This window comes from Janthinobacterium sp. SUN100 (genome assembly GCF_030397705.1).
In the GTDB taxonomy this organism is placed as follows: domain Bacteria; phylum Pseudomonadota; class Gammaproteobacteria; order Burkholderiales; family Burkholderiaceae_D; genus Janthinobacterium; species Janthinobacterium kumbetense.
In genome coordinates this window covers 444262-464294 of sequence record NZ_JAPUBU010000001.1, presented here as the reverse complement: position 1 = coordinate 464294, position 20033 = coordinate 444262, and the positions used below count along the sequence as shown (strand labels likewise).

Genomic DNA, 20033 nt, shown 5'->3' with positions numbered 1-20033 from the left:
CGCAATGTCCGACCCTTCGCTGTCATCCGCCGCGCCGGCGCACCTGCTGTGCGTGGTGGCCGCGCGCCCCAACCTGATGAAGATGGCGCCCATCCTGGCCGCCCTGGCGCGCTGCTCGCCCGCCGTGCGCGTGACCTTGCTGCATACGGGCCAGCATTACGACACGGCCATGAACGAACAACTGTTTGTCGACCTGAACATGCGCCCGCCCGACATCGCCCTCGACGTCGGCTCCGGCAACCACGCGCAGCAGACGGCCGAGATCATGCGCCGCTTCGACGCCGTGCTCGACGCCTGGCCGCCGCTGGCGCCCAATGCCGTGCTGGTGGTGGGCGACGTCAATTCCACGCTGGCCTGCGCGCTGGTGGCGGCCAAGCGCGGCACGCCCGTGATCCACGTCGAGGCGGGCTTGCGCAGCGGCGACCGGCGCATGCCCGAGGAAATCAACCGCGTGCTGACGGATCAATTATCAAGCCTGCTGCTGACCAGCGAGGAAGGCGCGCGCGCCAACCTGCTGCGCGAAGGCATCGCCGCCGAACGCATCCACTTCACGGGCAACGTCATGATCGACAGCCTGCGGCAGCAGCTGCCGCGCGCCGTACCGCCCGCCGCCACCCTGCGCGCACACGGCCACGCCTGCCCGCCCGCGTATGGCCTGTTGACCCTGCACCGGCCATCGAACGTGGATGACCCGGCGCAACTCGAAGCGCTGCTGCAGGCGCTGGGACAGCTGTCCCGCCAACTGCCGCTGCTGTTTCCCATCCACCCGCGCACCCTGGCCGGCCTGCGCCTGGCGGGCCTGGAAGGGCAGCTGGCGCGGCACGCCATCGTCAGCCTGCCGCCGCTGGGCTACCTGGAAATGCTGGGCCTGATGCAAGAGGCGCGCCTGGTGCTGACGGATTCGGGCGGCGTGCAGGAAGAAAGCACGGCCCTGGGCGTGCCCTGCCTGACCCTGCGCGACACGACGGAGCGCCCCGTCACCGTCAGCGACGGCACGAATACCCTGGCCGGCACGCAGCCGGCCGCCATGTTGTCGCTGGCGCGGGGCATCCTGGACACGGGCGGCAAGCGCGGTCGCCTACCGCCCCTGTGGGATGGCCACGCGGCCGAACGCATCGCCGCCGTCGTCGCGCCCTGGCTGGCGGCGCGCCGGGGGCCGCCATGACGCCGCCGGCGATGCTGCGCAATGCGCTGACCATCGACGTGGAAGACTATTTCCAGGTGTCCGCCTTCGCGCCGCACATCGCGCGCGCCGACTGGCCCCGCCTGGAATGCCGGGTCGAGGCGAATATCGAGCGCATCCTGCTGCTGCTGGAAGGCCGGCGCATCCACGCCACCTTTTTTACCCTGGGCTGGATCGCCGAGCGCTATCCGGCCATGCTGCGCCGCGTGGCGGACGCCGGGCACGAAGTGGCCAGCCACGGCTATGCGCACCAGCGCGCCTGCGACCAGTCGACCGCGCAATTCGCCCACGACGTGCGCCACAGCAAGACCATCCTGGAGCAGATAACGGGGCTGGCCGTGCACGGCTACCGGGCGCCCAGCTTTTCCATCGGCGCGGCCAACCTGTGGGCCTTCGACGTGCTGCAGGAAGCGGGCTACCGCTACAGTTCCAGCATCTACCCGATCCGCCACGACCACTACGGCATGCCGGACTCGCCCCGCTTCGCCTGGCGCCCGCGGGGACCGCTGGGCGTGCTGGAGTTGCCCGTCAGCACCGTGCGCCTGCGCGGGCGCAACGTGCCGGCCGGCGGCGGCGGTTATTTCAGGCTGATGCCGTATGCACTGTCGCGCTGGCTTTTGCGACGCATCAATTCGCGCGACGGGCAAGCTGGCATATTCTATTTTCATCCTTGGGAACTCGATCCCGGCCAGCCGCGCCCGACGGGCCTCGACGCCAGGACGCGCTTTCGCCACTACCTGAACCTGGGGCGCATGGAAGCGCGGCTGGCGCGCCTGACGGGCGATTTCTCCTGGGACCGCATGGACCGTATTTTTCTGGAAAGCACATGATGCACGAGGCCAGCCTTCCTCCCGACCCGCTACATGGCAGCGCCGCCATCGCCGTGCGCTCGCTGCAGGGGCACGACCATGCGCGCTGGGATGCCTTCGTCGACACGTGTCCGGAAGCGACCTTCTTCCACCGCGCCGGCTGGCACACCGTCATGCAGCAGGGCTTCCGGCACGACAGCCATTTCCTGTACGCGGAACAGCACGGGCGCATCGCCGGCGTGCTGCCGCTGGCCCATTTGCGCAGCCGCCTGTTCGGTTCGTCCCTCGTTTCGCTGCCCTTTTGCGTGTACGGCGGCATCGCCGGCGGCGGCGCGGCCGTGCGCCAGGCCCTCGACAGCGCGGCGCTGGCGCTGGCCCGGCGCCTCGGCGTGGGCCACCTGGAATACCGCTGGCGCGAGGTGGAACAACAGCCGGACGCGGCCTGGCTGCACAAACCCCTGTACGCGACCTTCCGCCGCGCCTTGTTCCCCGAGGCGGAACAGAATTTGCTGGCGATCCCCCGCAAGCAGCGCGCCGTCGTGCGCAAGGCCATGGCGGGCGGCTTGCACAGCGCCATCGACTACGACCTCGAACGTTTCTACCCGCTCTACGCATCCAGCGTGCACCGGCTGGGCACGCCCGTCTTCGCGCGCCGCCACTTTGCCCTGCTGCGCACGGTGTTTGGCGGCGATTGCGAGATCCTCACCGTGTATCACGGCCAGCAGGCGCAAGCGAGCGTGCTGCTGTTCTATTTCCGCGATGAAGTGCTGCCGTACTATGGCGGCGGCAGCGTGCTGGCGCGCCGCACGGGCGCCAACGATTTCATGTACTGGGAAGCGATGCGCCGCGCCAGCGCGCGCGGCTGCCGCCTGTTCGATTTCGGCCGCAGCAAGCTCGGCACCGGGGCATACGATTTCAAGAAGAACTGGGGTTTTACGCCGCAGCCGCTGCCGTATGCCTGCCGGCTCGTGCGCGCCAAGGCGTTACCGGAAGTCAATCCCCTGAATCCGAAATACGCGCTGTTCATCCGCGCCTGGCGCCGCCTGCCGCTGCCGCTGGCCAACCTGCTGGGGCCGCACATCGTGCGGCAACTGGGCTAAGCAAGGGGACATACCATGCGCGAACTGCTCTTCCTCGCCCACCGCCTGCCGTATCCGCCCAACAAGGGCGACAAGATACGTTCGTGGCACATGCTGCAATACCTGAGCCGGCATTTCCGCGTGCACCTGGGCTGCTTCATCGACGATGACGACGACTGGCGGCACGCCAAAAGCGTGGCCGCCCTGTGCGCCAGCACGCGCTTCATCGGCTTGCAGCGCGGCACGGCCCGCTGGCGCGCCATGCAGGCGCTGCTGTCGCGGCAAGCCATGAGCGTGCACTATTACCGCGATGCGCGGCTGCTGCAATGGGTCGACGGCTTGCTGTCCGGCGGCAAGGTGCGCCATGCGCTGGCCTTTTCCGGGCCCATGGCGCAATACATCGACGGCAGCGCGGGCCGCGCCCTGCACCGCGTGATCGATTTCGTCGACGTCGATTCCGACAAGTGGCGCCAGTACGGCGACAGCAAACCCTGGCCCATGTCGCTGCTGTACCGGCGCGAAGCGCAGCTGCTGCTGCAGTACGAGCGCCACATCGCCCAGCAGTTCACGGCCGCCAGCTTCGTCTCGCCGGCCGAAGCGGCCCTGTTCCGCCAGTGCGCGCCGATGGCGCGGCGCAAGACGGGATACTTCAACAACGGCGTCGACACGGCGTATTTCACGCCCCAGCCGGGCCGGGCCAGCGTGTATCCGGCCGGCGTGCAGGCGCTGGTATTTACGGGCGCCATGGATTACTGGCCGAACGTCGACGCCGTGCAATGGTTCGTGCGCCACGTCTGGCCCGCCCTGCGGCGCGAGTTTCCCCGGTTGCAGTTCTATATCGTCGGCAGCGCGCCCGTGCCCGCCGTGACGGCGCTGGCCAGGGTGGCGGGCGTGGTGGTGACGGGCAAGGTGCCCGACATCCGCCCCTACCTGGCGGGCGCGGCCCTGGCCGTGGCGCCATTGCGCATCGCCCGCGGCGTGCAGAACAAGGTGCTGGAAGCGATGGCGATGGGCAAGATCGTGCTGGCCACGCCGCAGGCGCTGGAAGGCATCGCCGCCCAGCCGGGCCTGGAACTGCTGCTGGCGCGCGACGAGGCCGAATTCATCCACCATGCCGCGCGCGTGCTGCGCCATGCCCAGGACGGCGCGGCCGAAGCGGGCGGCGCAGCCATGGGCGCGGCGGCGCGCCAGCTGGTCTTGCAGGATTACGACTGGGAGCGCAATCTGCGCGGCCTGGGCACCATGCTGGGCATATCGGCCGAGGCCGGTTCGAATACGCCTGCCGGCGCCGCCGCGCCCGTGCTGCCCGTGCGGGAACCCTCCACATGAGCGTGCAACTCGACCCGGTGGCCTGCTTGCCGGATGCGGCCGTCCGGCCGGACGGGCATGGCCAGCGGCATGCCCTGCCGCTCCTGCTGCTGGCCCTGGCCGCCGTCGTGCTGCTGTACCACGCCACCTTCTGGTCGATGCTGGAATTGTGGTCGCGCTCGCAGACCTTCGCGCACGGCTTCTTGATCGTGCCCATCAGTTGCTGGCTGGCCTGGCGCCGGCGCGCGCGCCTGGCCGCGCTGGCGCCCCAGCCGTCGCGGCCGGGCTTGCTGCTGCTGGGCGCGCTGGGCCTGGCCTGGCTGCTGGCCGACGCCGCCAACGTGCCCGTGGTGGAACAATATGCGGCCACGGCCATGCTGCCCGCCTGCGTGCTGGCCATCCTCGGCTGGCCGGCCGTGCGCCTGCTGGCCTTTCCCCTCGCGTACCTGTTCCTCGCCGTGCCGTTTGGCGAAGTCTTCCTCGAACCGCTGATCGACTTCACGGCCGCCTTCACCGTCACCGCGCTGCAATGGACGGGCGTACCCGTGTTTCGCGATGGCAGCAGTTTTTCATTGCCCACCGGGAACTGGTCAGTGGTGGAAGCGTGCAGCGGCTTGCGCTACCTGATCGCCGCGCTGGCCCTGGGCGCCCTGTTCGCGCACGTCCACTTCCACAGCACGCGCCGGCGCCTGGCCGTCATGGCCGCCGCGCTGCTCGTGCCCATCCTCGCCAATGGCGTGCGCGCCTATATGATCGTGATGCTGGGCCACCTGAGCAACATGCGCCTGGCCGTCGGCGTCGACCACCTGATCTACGGCTGGCTGTTCTTCGGCCTGGTGGCGCTGCTGCTGTTCTGGCTGGCCGCGCGCTGGCGCGAACTGCTGCCGGCGCGCGCCGTGCCGCCAGCTCAACCCGTACGCCTAGGCGACGCCGCGGCCAGCCTGCGCGCCGTCGTGCGCGCCAGCGCCGCCTGCCTGCTGCTGGCGGCCCTGTGGCCCGCCCTGGCGCTGGCCAGCCACCGCGACGACGGCGCCGCGCTGCCCGCCATCGTGCTGGCCTTGCCCGATCCGCCCGCCTGGCGCCGCCTGCACGATGCGGCAGCGGGGAGTATCGACTGGCAAGCGCCGTATGCGGGCAAGCCCGCGCTGTTTGCCGCCACGTATGCGCGCCAGGATGGCGACGGCGCACCGGTGGGACTGCAAATGCGCTGGTATGCGCGCCAGGTGCGCGATGCCGAATTGTTGACGCATCTATCGTCGCCCTACGGCGCGCGCTGGACGGCCCTGGCGCAGCGCGTGCGGCAGGTCGGCTTGCCCGGCGGCGCCCTGGACGTGCGCGAAAGCGTGCTGGCCCACGGCGGCGAGCGCCTGCTGGTGTGGCGCGTCTACCGCCAGGGCGGCGTCGTCACGGCCCGGCCCGTGCTGGTGAAACTGCTGCTGGCGCAAGCCAAGTTGCTGGGCAGGCGCCAGGATGGCGCCGACCTCATCGTCTTTGCCGCCTACGACGAGCTGGCGCCGCCGCCGCGCGCGCACCTGCAAGCCTTCCTGCGGGCGGCGCTGCCCGTCATCGAACAACGCTTGCAGGAGTTGCCGCATGGCCCTTGACACCGAGACGGGCCGCGCGCCGGCGGCCAGCACGGCCCCGCTGATCGTGCACGTAATCCACCAGCTCGACGTGGGCGGGCTGGAAAACGGCCTGGTGAACCTGATCAACCATTTGCCGCCGGAACGCTACCGGCACGCCATCGTCTGCCTGAAGAACGCCACCGCGTTTCGCCAGCGCCTGACCACGCCCGGTGTCGACATCATCAGCCTGGACAAGCGCGAGGGCAAGGATTGGCGCCACTACCTGCACCTGTACCGCGTGCTGAAACAGTTGCGCCCGACGCTGGTGCATACGCGCAACCTGGGCTGCCTCGAAGCGCAACTGCTGGCCTGCCTGGCCGGCGTGCGCCTGCGCGTGCATGGCGAACACGGGCGCGACATGAGCGACTTGCACGGCACCCGCCGCAAGTACCGGCTGCTGCGCAAATGCATGCTGCCGCTGGTGCAGCACTTCATCGCCGTCAGCGCCGACCTGGGGCAATGGCTGGTGGACGCCATCGGCGCGGCGCCCGCGCAAGTGTCGCACATCGGCAATGGCGTCGACAGCGTGCAATTCCATCCGCGCCTGGGCCCGCCGGCCGCCGTGGGTCCGCCCGGCTTCCTGTGCAACGGCGCCTTCGTCATCGGCAGCGTGGGCCGCATGGCGGCCGTCAAGGACCACGCCTCGCTGGTGCACGCCTTTTTGCTGTTGCTGGCGCAGCCGGGTGCCCGCGCGCGCCTGCGCCTGATCATCGTCGGCGACGGGCCGTGCCGCCAGGCCTGCCTGGACTTGCTGCGCCAGTCCGGCGTGGCGCACCTGGCCTGGCTGCCCGGTGCGCGCGACGACGTGGCGCAGCTGCTGCGCGCCATGGACCTGTTCGTGCTGCCGTCGCTGGCCGAAGGCAGCTCGAACACCATCCTCGAAGCGATGGCGACGGGGCTGCCCATCGTCGCCACGCAGGTGGGCGGCAATGCGGAACTGGTGCAGTCGGGCTGGAGCGGCACCCTGGTGCCGCCCGGTTCGCCCGAGATGCTGGCCGACGCCATGCTCGACTATTACAGCATGCCCGAACTGGGTCCGCGACACGGCGCGCGCGGGCGGCGCCAGGTGCTGGCCGAGCACAGCCTGCCCGCCATGGCCGGCGCCTACCTGGCCGTGTACGACCGCCTGACGGGCGCGCGCCAGCCCTCCCCCCTGTCCACCACTCCCTGAAAGGCCTCCCATGTGCGGCATCAGCGGCATCTTTGATTTGCAGGGCCAGCGCGACATCGACGTGCTGCTGCTGGCGCGCATGAACCACAGCCTGCGCCACCGTGGGCCGGACGAAGGGGGATTGCACCGCGAGCCGGGACTGGGCCTGGCGCACCGGCGCCTGTCCGTGATCGACCTGGCCAGCGGCCAGCAGCCGCTGTTCAACGCCGACCGCAGCATCGCCATCGTCTTCAATGGCGAAATCTATAACTATCGCAGCCTGATGGCGGAACTGCGCCAGTTCGGCCACCCGTTCCGCACCAGCAGCGACACGGAAGTCATCGTCCACGCGTGGGAACAATGGGGAGAGCAATGCGTGCAGCGCCTGCGCGGCATGTTCGCCTTCGCCCTGTGGGACCGCCGGCGCCACCTGCTGTTCCTGGCGCGCGACCGCCTGGGCGTCAAACCCCTGTACTACGGCGAGGCGGACGACGGCACCCTGCTGTTCGGCTCCGAACTCAAGGCCCTGCTCGCGCATCCAGCCATGCCGCGCGCGCTCGACCCGCTGGCCGTGGAAGAGTATTTCGCCTACGGCTACGTGCCCGAGCCGCGCAGCATCTTCCAGCACGCGCGCAAGCTGCCGCCCGGGCACACGCTGTCGATTCGCGCCGGCCAGCCGCTGCCCGCGCCGCAGCCGTACTGGGACGTTCCGTTCACGCCGAACCCGCCCGCCAGCGAAGCGCAGGCGGCCGACGAGCTGCTGGCGCGCCTGCGCGAAGCCGTGCGCATCCGCATGGTGGCCGAAGTGCCGCTGGGCGCCTTCCTGTCGGGCGGCGTCGATTCCAGCGCCGTGGTGGCGCTGATGGCGGGGGCCAGCAACACGCCCGTCAACACCTGCTCCATCTCGTTCGGCGACCCGGCGTACAACGAAGCGCGCTACGCCGACCTGGTGGCGCGCCGCTACGCCACGGCGCACCACGCGCACCAGGTCGAGCAGGACGACTTCGAACTGATCGACCTGCTGGCCAACCTGTACGACGAACCGTTCGCCGACAGTTCCGCCATGCCCACCTACCGCGTCTGCCAGCTGGCGCGCCAGCGGGTCACGGTGGCCTTGTCGGGCGACGGCGGCGATGAAAGCCTGGCCGGCTACCGGCGCTACCGCCTGCACACGCGCGAGGAAAAGGTGCGCAAGGCCATGGACCCGCTGCTGCCGGCCGGCTTGCGCCAGTCGCTGTTCGGCACCCTGGGGCGGTGGTACCCGAAGGCCGACTGGGCGCCCCGCTTCCTGCGCGCCAAGACCACGTTCGAAGGCCTGGCGCGCGACACGACGGACGCGTATTTTCACGGCGTCAGCCTGCTGGGCGACGCCATGCGCGCGCGCCTGTTCAGTCCCGAGCTGCGGCGCAGCCTGCACGGCTACCGCGCCGTGGAAGTGCTGCGCCGCCACGCGCTGGCCAGTCCCGCGCAAGACCCGCTGTCGCAGGTGCAGTACCTGGACTTGAAGACCTACCTGCCCGGCGACATCCTCACCAAAGTCGACCGGGCCAGCATGGCGCATGCGCTGGAAGTGCGCTCGCCCCTGCTCGACCATGAACTGGTGGCGTGGATGTCCGGCCTGCCGCCGCAATTGAAGCTGCGGCGCGGCGTAGGCAAGTACCTGCTGAAAAAAGCCTTGCGCCCGCTGCTGCCCGACGCCCTGCTGTACCGCCAGAAGATGGGCTTTTCCGTGCCGCTGGCCGACTGGCTGCGCGGCCCGCTGCGCCAGCGCCTGCAACAGCGGCTGCTGGGCCCCACTCTGGCGCAGTGCGGCCTGTTCGACATGGATTACGTGCGCCTGCTGCTGGAACAGCATGCGAGCGGCCGGCGCGACTACAGCGCGCCCCTGTGGGCGCTGCTGATGTTCGAGTCCTTTTTGCGCCAGGTGCTGCCGGCGGGAGCGCCCAAGACGCCGGCGCCCGCGCCGGCCATGGCAATGGAATAGATCCATGCGCATCCTGCACATCCTCGACCACTCGCTGCCCCTGCACAGCGGCTACACCTTCCGCACCCTGGCCATCCTGCGGCAGCAGCGCGCGCTGGGCTGGCACACGATGCAGCTCACCAGTGCCAAGCAGGGGCCGACGGATGGCGCGCAGCAGCTGGTCGACGGCTGGCATTTTTACCGCACGGCGCCCGATGCGCGCTGGTGGGCGCGCCTGCCCGTGCTGCGGCAGGTGGCCGTCATCACCGGCCTGGCCGTGCGCCTGCGCCGGCTGGCGCGGCGGCTCAAGCCCGACATCCTGCACGCGCATTCGCCCGCCCTGAACGCCATCGCCGCCCTCAACGCGGGCCGCGCGCTGGGCATCCCCGTCGTGTATGAAGTGCGCGCCTTCTGGGAAGACGCGGCCGCCGACCATGGCAGCAGCCGGCCCGGCGGCCTGCGCTACCGGCTCACGCGGGCGCTGGAAACCTACGCGCTGCGCCGCGCCGACGCCGTCACCACCATCTGCGACGGCTTGCGGCGCGAGCTGTGCGCGCGCGGCGTGCCCGCGCATAAAATCACGGTCATCCCGAACGCCGTCGATGCGGCCGCCTTCAGCGCCACCGCCGCCGAAGACCACTGGCTGGCGCACAAGCTGGGGCTGCATGGCCACCTGACGATCGGCTTCATCGGTTCGTTTTACGCCTACGAGGGACTGGACCTGCTGCTGCGCGCCATGCCGCGCCTGCTGGCGGCGCAGCCGGCATTGCGGCTGCTGCTGGCCGGCGGCGGGCCGCAGGAAGCGGCGCTGCACGCGCTGGCGGCCCAATTGGGCATCGCCCACGCCGTGGTCTTCGCGGGCAGGGTGCCGCATGCGCAGGTGGCCACGTATTATCAGTTGATCGACATCTGCGTGTACCCGCGCCTGCCGATGCGCCTGACGGAGCTGGTGACGCCCTTGAAACCGCTCGAGGCGATGGCCCAGGGCCGCCTCGTGGTGGCGTCCGACGTGGGCGGCCACCGCGAACTGCTCGAGCATGGCAAGACGGGCATGCTGTTTCGCGCCGGCGACGCCGACGCGCTGGCGCACGCCATACTGGCCCTGCTGCTGGCGCCCGCCAGCTGGCCGGCGCTGCGGCGCCAGGCGCGCGCCTTCGTCGAGACGGAGCGCAGCTGGGACGCCAGCGTGGGCCGCTACGCGCCCGTGTATGCGCGCGCGGCGGCGGCACGCGTGGCGGCAGGAGCGATGCCATGATCTTCACGGGCCTGCGCATCGCGCTGGTCGGCCCGCTGCCGCCGCCGGCCGGCGGCATGGCGAATCAGACGGCGCAACTGGCGCGCAAGCTGCGCGACGATGGCGCGCAAGTGCAGCTGCTGGCCGTCAACGGCCCCCTGCTGCCAGCCTGGCTGGCGCGCATCCGCTACCTGCGCGCCGCGCTGCGCCTGCCCGTGCACCTGTGGCGCCTGTGGCGCGCCGCCAATACGGTCGACCTGTTCCACATCATGGCCAATTCCGGCTGGTCCTGGCATTTGCAGGCCGCGCCCGCGCTGTGGATCGCCAGCCTGAAAGGCAAGCCGGCCCTGCTCAACTACCGCGGTGGCGAAGCGGCCGCTTTTTTCGCCCGCTCGCCGCGCCTGGTGGCCTTCAGCCTGCGCCGCGCCAGCGCCATCGTCGTGCCTTCGGCCTACCTGGCCGGCGTCTTCGAGCGCCATGGCCATACGGCCCACATCGTGCCGAACGTGGTGGACTTGCAGCGCTTTACCCACGCCGCACGTGGCGCGCCAGCAGCGGCCGATGGCCCGTGCATCCTCGTGGCGCGCCACCTGGAAAACCTGTACGACAATGCCAGCGCCGTGCGCGCCTTCGCCCTCGTGCGACGGAGCTATCCCACGGCGCGCCTGGTGCTGGCCGGCGGCGGGCCGCAGCGCGCGGCGCTGGCGCGCCTGGCCAGGTCGCTCGGCGTTCTCGATGCCGTGCGCTTCGCCGGCCCCGTCGACAACGCCGCCATGCCGGCCCTGTACCAGGCCAGCGACATCGTCCTCAATCCCAGCCTGGCCGACAACATGCCCAATTCCGTGCTCGAGGCGCTGGCTTGCGGCGTGCCGGTCGTCAGCACCAACGTGGGCGGCATCCCCGCCCTGCTGCACGATGGCGTGACGGCGCTGCTGGTGCCGCCCGGCGAGCCGGCCGCCATGGCGCACGCCATCGTGGCGCTGCTGCGCGACCCGCCCCGCGCGCGGGCCATGGCAGACGCGGGCCTGGCGCACGCCGCCACCTTCGGCTGGCCTGGCGTCGCGCCCCGGCTGGCCGCCCATTACCGCCGCATCCGCGCCGCGCCGCGCCCCGGCGCCTACACGCGCTGCGTCGCCCGCTGGCTGTTTCCCCTGCACGAATGGTTGAAGGGCCACCATAGCGCGCGCCTGCTGCGCCGCCTGGAACGCTCGCAGTGGTGGAGCGCGCAGCAGCTGGAAGCGTGGCAGCTGGCGCGCCTGCGCGCGCTGCTGCGCCACGCGGGCGCGCACGTGCCGCATTACCGCGCCCTGTTCGCCCGCAGCGGCTTCGACCCGGAACAGGTGCGGCAGCTGGCTGACTTGGCGCGCCTGCCGCTGCTGCGCAAGCGCGACATCGCGGCTGCGCGCGACAGTTTCAAGTCCGCCCGCGCCGTGGGCTTGCGCCCGTTCGCCACGGGCGGCTCCAGCGGCGAGCCGCTGCAGTTTTTCCTCGGGCGGCGCAGGGTCAGCCACGACATCGCCGCCAAGTGGCGCGCCACGCGCTGGTGGGGCGTCGACATCGGCGACCGCGAAGCCGTGTTGTGGGGTTCGCCCATCGAGCTGCATGCGCAAGACCGCGTGCGCCGCCTGCGCGATGCGCTGCTGCGCACCACCCTGCTGCCCGCGTTTGCCATGTCGCCCGACCGCCTCGACGGCTACGTGCGGCAGTTGCGCCGCTGGCGTCCGCGCATGCTGTTCGGCTACCCGTCAGCCCTGTGCCGCATCGCCAGCCACGCCAGCGCGCGCGACCTGCCGCTCGACGGCCTGGGCGTGAAAGTGGCTTTCGTTACGGCCGAACGCCTGTACGACGAGCAGCGCGCGCAGATCGCCGCCGCCTTCGGCTGCCCTGTGGCCAACGGCTACGGCGGGCGCGACGCGGGCTTCATCGCCCACGAATGCCCGGACGGCGGCATGCACATCACGGCCGAAGACGTGATCGTGGAAATCCTTGATGGCCAGGGCCAGCCGCTGCCGCCGGGAGTCACGGGCGAAATCGTCGTCACCCACCTGGCCACGCAAGACTACCCGTTCATCCGCTACGCCACGGGCGACGTGGGCGCGCTGGGCACGCAGCCGTGCGCCTGCGGCCGCGGCCTGCCCCTGCTGCAGAAAATCGAGGGGCGCAGCACGGATTTCCTCACCGCCGTGGACGGCACCGTCATGCACGGCCTGGCCCTCGTCTACATCGTGCGCGAACTGCCGCAGGTGCGCAGCTTCAAGATCATCCAGGAAACCCTGCTGCGCACGCGCGTGCTGCTGGTCTGCCAGCCGCGCCTGGACGACGCCACCCGCGCCGCCATCGTCACCGGCTTCCAGGCCAGACTGGGCGCGCAAGTGGACGTCGTTATCGAGGAAGTCGACGAAATCGCGGCGGAGGCGTCGGGCAAGTACCGCTATGTGCTCAGCAAAGTCGCCTAGCCAGGCGGCCTACGACGACATCAGATAATTCTTCCCCACCACGCGACCATGCCGGTCCAGTTCTAAGGACCATACCTCCAGTTCCGTGTTCAAGCGATTCTCGAACCACAGCCGCTCGACGCAAGGCGCCGCGCATGGCGTGGTGGAATACTGTTTGAAAGAGACTCCCGCACGCTCCACATGCGTCGGCGCGCCGAAACGGTCAAGCACCGCTTGCCGCGTATCGCCCGTCTGGATTTGATAGAACGCCGCCTTGCGGCTGTTGGAAAACACGCAGCATGCGGCGACATACCAGGCCGGGCTGAGGATGAGCAGGCACAGCAGAATTTTTTTAGGCGATATCTTGATTGGCATGCCATATTGTCGATGACTTCATCCGGCGCGACAAGCGGGCCATGCTAGCGAAAGCGAGGCCACAGCAGGCGCAAACAGTGGCGCTGGATGCGCCACATAAACCGCAAATCGCGCAGATGCGGTGTTCTTCCATATATTCCTGAAGCAAATCGGGCCTTCTATCTTAAAAGATTGCTATTCATCACTATTTCCCTTATTTTTATTTCAAAATAGTAATGAAGGCCGCTATCCTCGCTATATTGATTTTCCAACACGACCACATCGACGTCTTTTTCAGGAAAATACACTTTAATCGATGCAAAGCCCAGGCCTTTTCCCGAGTGGCCTATATATTTGACGGGCGTTGTATCGCTCACATAAACGCCGTAACCATAACCGTTCTTTCCATCGCCAAAAGCGACATGCTGGCTGGATATGTCGTAACTCGTCATCAGTTGATAGGTTTCCGGCTTTAACATTCTGCCCCGATGCAGATTTTCATCCCAGATCTTCAAATCTTTTGCATTTGAAACAATGCCGCCGGCCGGGATGAAGCCGATCCAGTCTTTTCCCTGCACGGGATGCGCTTTCAGCGCGAATACATTTTCCGTGTTCACATAGCCATTGATGACCTTATTATTCTTATCTTCCTCATAGCAAAAACTGTTTTTCATCCCCAGTTCCTTGAACAAGTCATTTGCTGCCTCGATATACGTTTTCCCGCTGACTCTTTCAAAAATTTGACCCAGCATGGCATACGTTGTCACGCCATACAGAAAATCCGTCCCGGGCTTGAAGCTCAGTGGCTGGTCGATTTCAATGATTCCCGCCGAAAAGTTGAGCAATTGATGCACGGTCACTTGATCGGCCCAGGCTTGCGGCAAATCGGGCAAGTATCGTCTCACGGGACTGTGCAAGTCTATCTTGCCTTTCTCAACTTCCCTTAAAATCAGCACGGCCGTCATTTGCTTGCTGTTCGACATAATCCTGAAATTATCGTCCAGCCTTAACGGTATCCTGTTTTCAAAATCCGCATAGCCATACGCTTTCGAGTATTTTGTTTGCCCATTTTTCGTGATGAGAATGACGCCATTAAAACGTCGTGGACTGGTCGCCTGTATCAGCTTGTCAATCCTGGCGGAGTAATCATCGGCCTTTTCCGCATGGGCATGATCGCCGGCCTGGGCATGCACGAAGGCGGATGCCATCAGCAAGCAAGAAAACGCCACTGCTTTTAATGGCAGCAGCGTCTTGTTGTCCGTATCGGAATTTTTCATGGGAAATTGTCGGTTCGTTGTCTATTTCCAGGGAAACGCCGTGCTCGACCGCAGCGTTCAGTCGTCCACCAGATCGAAGTCGGCAAACAAGCCGTCCGCCGTCAGGTAAACCAGCAGCGTGCGCTCCGGCTGGATGCCGCTGACGTGGAAGGCAAGGACGCTGTCCACCTTGCTGCCATGCCGTTCGATCGCGCGGCCTGCAACAGCTTGCTCGTGCAAAAAAGTCAGCGACTTCAAATTGGCGAGTTCGCCAATCGCCTGCGTGCCAAAGTTGCTCTTGATGCCCGGCGTGGCAAAATCCGAACTGGCCAGGGCGCTGCCGCCACGTGCGATATCGGCCAGCAAAGCCTGCACACTCCGGGTACGCGCAGGCTTGGGGTCGGTGCGCGCTTTCAAAGTGTGCATCAGCGGGCCGATGCGCGGCGCCGTGCTGGCTTTGTCCTTGGTCGTCACGACGACGCCTGTCACCTCTCCTTGTGCATCGACGGCGAACGCCAGTTCGCAATTGCGCGACGTCGAATGGAAGCGGTGCGCGCCGGCAGGCACGAAAGTTTCGTCCGGCAAGCCATCGTAAATGCTGCGCAGCTGGCCCCCCCGCATATCGAAAGTGCCTATCGTGTTGTTCGCCAACTCGTAGCGGCCCGTGTAGCGGCTGAGCGCCCTGGCATCGATCTTGATGGCGGGGTGCTTGCGCAAGACGGCGTAATCGGCATCTGGCCAGCGATAGGCGCGGCCGATGGCGTCGGTCAGGCGGTCCATCATGCGGGAATTATCATTCGCGTTAATCATGATCACGGCACCCTGGCCGGTGCGGGAAAATGCCGTCAACAAGGTATCGAAGCCTTCGTCACGCCCGCCGTGCGAGAAGCGTTGCGCGCTGCCGCTGCCGTGCAGGAAGACGCCCAGGCCCGCATTCTCTATTTGCGGGGTCAGCATCTGTTGCGTCAAGGCTTCCGAAATGACCGGGTTGGACGTGCCCGCCAGGGATTGCTGCACGCCGATGGCGAAGCGCGCCAGGTCCGACGCGTTGGTCCATAAACCGGCCGCCGCCATTTCCGGATACACATGCCAGCGTCCCGCCACCAGGCTGCGGTCGGCAAGGTGGCCGCTGGCATTCAGGCGCGCGCGCTCGGCTGGCGGCGGCTGCACATAGGAGCTCTCGTGCATGCCCAAGGGCGTGAGGACCGCGTCGCGCATGTAGTCGGGATACGCCTGGCCGCTGACGTCGGCCACCATTTGTTGCATGACGGTATAGCCGCCACCGGAGTAACGCACCTTGCTGCCTGGAACCATGTCAACGCGGATGGGCGCCGTATTCGCCGGTTGCTCGCCGTTCAGCACCTGGATCACGGTGGGCAGCGGCGCATTGCTGGCGTAGCCGGGGAAGCCGTGCACGGTCAGCCCCGCGTTGTGGCTGAGCAGCCTGCGCAAGGTCACCTTCTGTTCGGCCGTCAGGGCACTGTCCGGCACCTTCCACGTGAGCAGCCGGGGATTGACGTCCTCGTCTAGGGCAAGCTTGCCCTGCTCCACCAGGTGCAGCGCCCCCAGCGCGGCTACCGGCTTGCTGACGGAACCGGCCTGGAACAGCGTGTGCGGGCCGACCGGCGTCTTGCCGCCCTTTTCCATGACACCGTACCCTTGCGCCCTGACAATCTTGCCGTTCTCGATGATGGCCAGCGACAGTCCGGGGATTTGCCGCATCGTCATTTCGGCCTTGACGATGTCATCCAATGCGTCCGCCCGGGCGCCACTTGCGAACAACAGGGGAAGGACCAGTGCCAGGGGATGAACTCGCATGAACGATTCTTTCAACGGTGATGGACGGATGCCAGGAAGGAAACCTTGACGATACGTCAGCGCACCCTGCCGCCATGCGGGATTGCGACAGGCCGTCAAATATCAGTCATGGACGGTCATTTTCCCGGATGAGTTGCGGCCCGCGTTTGCTGGCGTGCCGCAATTCCGGCTGCTTGCCGCCGTTGGCAGGTTTTGCGCCGTTGTGGGCCTTCACGCATCGCTGGCACTTGAAATATTCTGCACCATACTTAGCTCCCAGTCCTTTTGCCATTTTTCTGAATCGTCCTGATCGAACCAGCCAGCTACGTAAGAGGATATTTCATCCGCATCCTGCAAGTTCGATTCTGCCAAATATGAAACTGTCGCTTGAAATCCCGCCCCAATAAAAAATTCCACGCCCATTGATGTTCCGACATCCATATTTATATGCTTTGCTACCCAAAGGCTATGGATATCGCTTGTGCTGCCGAGACGATAAAGCAAGAAGGCACAACGATAAATTCCTTCGTAAGAATCACCATCATCCTTTATTGTCCCATCCCAAAGCGTAATTCGTATTTTTACGCTTAAAAAAATTCCACATTAAACTTGGCCTTTTGGATCCTGTCCGCTCCCACTTGAGAGCACTTAACTGTCCTGCTTGCGCCTTGTAAAAACCGCCCAGGCAAGCACCACAATGCCTGCAACGACACATCCGGCCAGACTGACGGCGGCGCCAAAAATGTACCACGCCACATCGAATCCGTGACTATAGAATGTTCCGACAAATAGCCCGCTCACCAGCCAGATTAATACCGCTAATTTCAGCAGGAAGTTTTTTACTTTACGAAGGGGGCGACCAAGGCGCATCTGTTGAATGGCGGCCATGCCCATGGCTAAACAAGCCAAGCCAGCCGCAATGATCAAGCGTGAAAACGAATACTCCATGTCGCAACCTGACTTGTAGCTGAGCCGGCGGGCCCAGCAATTAAAAGACCGGGGGCTTCAGTGCCGCAGCCCATTCTCGCTTGCAACGACACCGCCGGCCTGAATCCGCATTATGGAACTTGTGTGGCCAGACGAATTGGCAAGCGTCCAGGCGTCCGTTTCTGGCCGGTTGCCGTTATTGGGAATTTCCGCGCCACATGAGACATACGATTTGCTCCGCAACTGTCATTCAGCGATGGTTTGAACGACTAGTCAGGTGGCTGCATTGAATTGCATGCCAGGCGAATCTTCCGGCCGTGAGGAAAATCCAAGTTTTTCGTAGAATATCGACTTGCCTTTGGCACTGAAAAGCTGGACATCTGAAATGCCAGCATCGCGACAATCGTCAAGAATTGCACTAAGCAACGCGGCCCCGATTCCTTGATGTTGAAATTCGGGGTGAACAATCATCTCGGTGACAAACGCATGCAAGCGGCCATCCGAAATGACACGCACAAAACCAACCAACTGGCCGCCAAAATAGGCTGATCGCGAACACCAGGAGCCGTCAAGTGAATCTTGATAGAAAGCAGTTCCGCGCGATATTGGCCCCCAGCCAGTCGTGTCGTACAGGGCCTTAAACGCCTCGGCGCATGGCTGATCGGATGTGTAGTTAATATTCATAGGCTGGATTGCACAATACGGTTCCGTTGGAAGTTATCACGGCGTCATTGAATTTCGCCTGTGCTCGACTGACTGAAGGTGGCAGGAGGAAGTCGCCGTCCTTTTCAGGACCCAGTCCACCCGACCTCCTCTGGCCGCGGCTTAAGGCCAAGGCAGGCAAAGCGATAATAGATTGCACTTGGCGAATTTGCGGCAGGTATACGCCCACTGGCAAGCCGATCCAGCTCCGCAAAGGTAAGGGTGGTTTCGTGCATCGGCATGCGTCCTTCCACATCGTGAAAGCCGGCTATATAAGGGTGGCCGAACTTGACCCGTTCGCAGGCAATAGCCAAGGTGCTCAGTATCAGCTTGCCATGGTACTCCGTGGAAGGTCCATCACGAATGGTCTTTATATGCACCAGTACCCACTCCCCTTTGACTTCCACATGATCTAAATTCAGATATTCGTCATATGGGCCTTTATCGGCTGGAACGATCATTGGCGATACATCCCGATAGATATGCAGCCAGCTTTCGGCCCCAGACGACTCTTTTGCAACCTGGGCCATTCGCCCCGGCTCCTGCGCGAATACGGATGTCGCACATGAGGTCAATATCACACAGACAATAATGAATTCTTTGATTCGTGGATTTAAAAACTGCATTCGAATGGTCAACTCTCTGTCACTCATGAAGTCAACGGCTGCTTCTGGCCGCCAGCGGACGATGACAATACCTCAATAAAGATTTTATTACCATCCTGATAAAAAGAGATTTCTCAAGCCCTTATATCACAGCGGCAAGGTGCAGATAAATTCTAAGGTGAACGGAAACAATCACGGCCCGAGCAGCTTTGCCAGCCCTGGCTGATCTCCCGCCGCCACAAACCACCCTGCTAGCGTTGCGTGCGCTGTGCCTGGGCGGAGATTGCGCCACAGCCGAGGTGGTGGCAGCCATCAAGAAATTTCAGCGCTATCTGCCCCTATCGGCGCATTTCTGGCGATCTCGTCCAGATTTTCAAGCACCGTGTTGGTCAGGGGAACACTAAGCCCACGGACGAGAAGGCCAAGCAATCCGATTTCCCGCATCATCGCTTTGCGCTCATCGTAATCGGGATTTTCTGAGTAGTGGAGTACATCCACAGTCTCAAGCACTTTTTCTACCGAAGCGCAAAAATCGGCAAGCTTGCCATATTGCATGTACTGAATCGCATAACTGGCTGAAATAAGCGCATTTTGTGCAAGATCGCCCTCGATATCGCCAAATTCCTCGCTGTCAGGAATTTCCGAATCAAGGGTCGCCAGCATATCCGCCAATACCTGTTCATCTTGAAAGCCGGCCTCCCCATTCAATGACAGTTCGACCATGCTCAAAAAACACCGGGACCTGTTTTCACCATAGCGGACATCGAATTGCTCCATCAATGGCGCCTGGCGCTTGATGAAATTGATCAATACTGCAACATTTTCACGCTGCGAGAGCCTGGCCAGCGCATCAATGATGTGCTGACCATATTTATTTATAACCAATTGCATTTCAACCTCTTTTTTCTTTGGCGTTCCTGCCATGGAAGGCAGGGCAACGCTGCTAGTCCGACGCGATTCCGCATCATATACCGGAGCCGCCCCCACCACCGTCGATCCTGCTTTTCTTTTTGGCTTGAACCGCCCACAGCTTGAATTTATCATCCATGGCTTCGGCGAGAGCGATCGCCCTGACGAGCGCCTCGGGATTGTCTGCTTTCATGTTTTCAGGCAGCCTATGGTAGTCATGCGGCTCGTCCGCATTGAATATCCCTGCCAAATGCGCATTCACCCTGAGAATAAGATGCAGCGCTCGCCAGCAGATGGGTCTTTCGATCCCGGATAGATCCCGGTCGCATTGAGACTTCGGAATTTCTTTTCCTCCGACCCAAAGATAAGGAACAAATGAAAATGTAATATCATCGTAGTTGGACTGCGATTTATCGTAGTACGGATCAGAAAAAAGCACCCGCCACTTGGGTACTTCCGAAAAACTGAAAGATGTCATCACAGGCCGGAACAGGCGTTGACTCATATCGATATCTTCCATGCAGGCAGGCGGTATCGTATAGAACCTTGCAAAAACCTCCAGCAAGTAACCCACATTCACCGGAACATTTTCAATAAATCTCGCCATCACAAAACCTTGCTCTTGCGATGGATTGAGTGCAGGGATATAAAATACATCACCCGGCTTCACGCTTTTCCCTGACAGTTTTATCATGGC

At 64.6% G+C, this 20033-nt stretch carries 18 protein-coding genes; 9 read left to right on the top strand and 9 right to left on the bottom strand.

Annotation, left to right across the window (positions count from 1 at the left end):
- Nucleotides 1–4: 4 nt before the first annotated feature.
- The 9 genes from wecB to O0881_RS01805 are packed head-to-tail and all read left to right on the top strand — an operon-like array spanning nucleotide 5 to nucleotide 12807.
- Nucleotides 5–1165 (top strand): UDP-N-acetylglucosamine 2-epimerase (non-hydrolyzing), encoded by a 1161-nt coding sequence (gene wecB / locus O0881_RS01845; RefSeq protein ID WP_289909848.1) that lies wholly within the window; start codon nucleotides 5–7, stop codon nucleotides 1163–1165.
- A complete protein-coding gene (locus O0881_RS01840) occupies nucleotides 1162–2013 on the top strand; it encodes an XrtA system polysaccharide deacetylase (RefSeq protein WP_289909847.1) in 852 nt (283 codons plus the stop codon). The genes wecB and O0881_RS01840 overlap by 4 nt, the downstream gene beginning before the upstream one ends.
- Nucleotides 2013–3092 carry a FemAB family XrtA/PEP-CTERM system-associated protein gene (locus tag O0881_RS01835; protein ID WP_289911436.1) on the top strand — a complete coding sequence of 360 codons (1080 nt, stop codon included), beginning with the start codon at nucleotides 2013–2015 and terminating at the stop codon, nucleotides 3090–3092. The genes O0881_RS01840 and O0881_RS01835 overlap by 1 nt, the downstream gene beginning before the upstream one ends.
- Before the next feature lie 15 nt (nucleotides 3093–3107).
- Complete coding sequence (locus O0881_RS01830; RefSeq protein WP_289909845.1) at nucleotides 3108–4400, top strand: TIGR03087 family PEP-CTERM/XrtA system glycosyltransferase; 1293 nt, start codon at nucleotides 3108–3110, stop codon at nucleotides 4398–4400.
- Nucleotides 4397–5983, top strand: a complete 1587-nt coding sequence (xrtA, locus tag O0881_RS01825; protein ID WP_289909843.1) for an exosortase A — start codon at nucleotides 4397–4399, stop codon at nucleotides 5981–5983. Before O0881_RS01830 ends, xrtA begins: the two co-directional genes overlap by 4 nt.
- On the top strand, nucleotides 5973–7175 hold the full coding sequence (locus O0881_RS01820) for a TIGR03088 family PEP-CTERM/XrtA system glycosyltransferase (RefSeq protein WP_289905055.1): 1203 nt from the start codon (nucleotides 5973–5975) through the stop codon (nucleotides 7173–7175). The genes xrtA and O0881_RS01820 overlap by 11 nt, the downstream gene beginning before the upstream one ends.
- Nucleotides 7176–7185: 10 nt before the next feature.
- Nucleotides 7186–9138 (top strand): XrtA/PEP-CTERM system amidotransferase, encoded by a 1953-nt coding sequence (locus tag O0881_RS01815; RefSeq protein ID WP_289909842.1) that lies wholly within the window; start codon nucleotides 7186–7188, stop codon nucleotides 9136–9138.
- Nucleotides 9139–9142: 4 nt separating this feature from the next.
- Nucleotides 9143–10372: a TIGR04063 family PEP-CTERM/XrtA system glycosyltransferase gene (locus tag O0881_RS01810; RefSeq protein ID WP_289909841.1), complete on the top strand. Its 1230-nt coding sequence runs from the start codon at nucleotides 9143–9145 to the stop codon at nucleotides 10370–10372.
- A complete protein-coding gene (locus tag O0881_RS01805; RefSeq protein ID WP_289909840.1) occupies nucleotides 10369–12807 on the top strand; it encodes a glycosyltransferase in 2439 nt (812 codons plus the stop codon). The genes O0881_RS01810 and O0881_RS01805 overlap by 4 nt, the downstream gene beginning before the upstream one ends.
- Before the next feature lie 9 nt (nucleotides 12808–12816).
- Here O0881_RS01805 and O0881_RS01800 read toward each other — a convergent pair whose 3' ends face one another.
- The 9 genes from O0881_RS01800 to O0881_RS01760 all read right to left on the bottom strand — a co-directional run bounded on the left by O0881_RS01800 (nucleotide 12817) and on the right by O0881_RS01760 (nucleotide 20030).
- Entirely contained in the window at nucleotides 12817–13161 is a 345-nt protein-coding gene (locus O0881_RS01800; protein ID WP_099668072.1) for a hypothetical protein, read from the bottom strand.
- Between the two features lie 158 nt (nucleotides 13162–13319).
- Nucleotides 13320–14417: a serine hydrolase domain-containing protein gene (locus O0881_RS01795; protein ID WP_289909839.1), complete on the bottom strand. Its 1098-nt coding sequence runs from the start codon at nucleotides 14415–14417 to the stop codon at nucleotides 13320–13322.
- A 57-nt stretch (nucleotides 14418–14474) separates the two neighbouring features.
- Complete coding sequence (locus tag O0881_RS01790) at nucleotides 14475–16214, bottom strand: serine hydrolase (RefSeq protein WP_289909838.1); 1740 nt, start codon at nucleotides 16212–16214, stop codon at nucleotides 14475–14477.
- 210 nt (nucleotides 16215–16424) lie between these two features.
- Nucleotides 16425–16634 (bottom strand): hypothetical protein, encoded by a 210-nt coding sequence (locus O0881_RS01785; protein ID WP_289909837.1) that lies wholly within the window; start codon nucleotides 16632–16634, stop codon nucleotides 16425–16427.
- Nucleotides 16635–16841: 207 nt separating this feature from the next.
- On the bottom strand, nucleotides 16842–17141 hold the full coding sequence (locus O0881_RS01780; protein WP_289909836.1) for a hypothetical protein: 300 nt from the start codon (nucleotides 17139–17141) through the stop codon (nucleotides 16842–16844).
- A gap of 252 nt (nucleotides 17142–17393) precedes the next feature.
- Nucleotides 17394–17804: a GNAT family N-acetyltransferase gene (locus O0881_RS01775; RefSeq protein WP_289905063.1), complete on the bottom strand. Its 411-nt coding sequence runs from the start codon at nucleotides 17802–17804 to the stop codon at nucleotides 17394–17396.
- Between the two features lie 104 nt (nucleotides 17805–17908).
- Nucleotides 17909–18475 carry a hypothetical protein gene (locus O0881_RS01770; RefSeq protein WP_289909835.1) on the bottom strand — a complete coding sequence of 189 codons (567 nt, stop codon included), beginning with the start codon at nucleotides 18473–18475 and terminating at the stop codon, nucleotides 17909–17911.
- A 264-nt stretch (nucleotides 18476–18739) separates the two neighbouring features.
- Nucleotides 18740–19471, bottom strand: coding sequence for a hypothetical protein (locus O0881_RS01765; protein WP_289909834.1), 732 nt, complete (start codon nucleotides 19469–19471; stop codon nucleotides 18740–18742).
- A complete protein-coding gene (locus tag O0881_RS01760; RefSeq protein ID WP_289909833.1) occupies nucleotides 19392–20030 on the bottom strand; it encodes an Imm26 family immunity protein in 639 nt (212 codons plus the stop codon). Before O0881_RS01760 ends, O0881_RS01765 begins: the two co-directional genes overlap by 80 nt.
- Nucleotides 20031–20033 lie beyond the last annotated feature (3 nt).